This is a genomic window from Acidovorax sp. ST3, from assembly GCF_003231145.1.
Taxonomy (GTDB): Bacteria; Pseudomonadota; Gammaproteobacteria; order Burkholderiales; family Burkholderiaceae_C; genus Acidovorax.
Genome location: NZ_QKVP01000148.1, coordinates 1 through 511 on the forward strand (window position 1 = coordinate 1; position 511 = coordinate 511).

The 511-nt window shown below is 70.3% G+C and carries 1 protein-coding gene; it reads left to right on the top strand.

All coding sequences use genetic code 11. From position 1 onward, the window contains the following. Positions 1–511, top strand: a 511-nt coding sequence (locus DNK89_RS24040) for a nucleoside 2-deoxyribosyltransferase (protein WP_203422630.1), incomplete at both ends; no start/stop codon positions are given.

Here is a 511-nt window from a genome sequence, read left to right on the forward strand (position 1 = left end):
GGCCATGCGCCGCATCACCTCGATCTATCTCGCCGGCCCGGACGCGAGCTTTCCTGACGCCGCGGCGCTGGCGGCGGAGAAGCGCGCCCTCTGCGAGACCGCCGGCTTCGTTCCCGTGCTGTCGGGCGACGGCTTCCTGGTCGAGACCGAGCCGTCCGAGGCGATGGCCCGCGAGATCTACGCCGACCGGGTGTCGCGCATGCGCCTGACGGATGCGGGCATCGTCAACCTGACGCCGTTCCGCGGGCCGAGCTGCGACGCCGGCGCGGCGTTCGAGGCCGGCTTCCTGGCGGCGCTGGCGCCGAAAGCCTGGGCCGCGACGCTGGAGGCGGATGCCGTCTTTGCCACTGCCTATATGAAACGCGATGGCAGCTACGGTGCTGCTGTGCTGTCTGAAGCCGGCAAGATGCTGCACGCCGTCGATCTGCCCGATCGCGGCCATGACGTCACCTTCGACCCGGTCTCGGGCCGTTCGGCCGTCTTTGCCCGCCAGCCTGGCACGTTCTTCGTC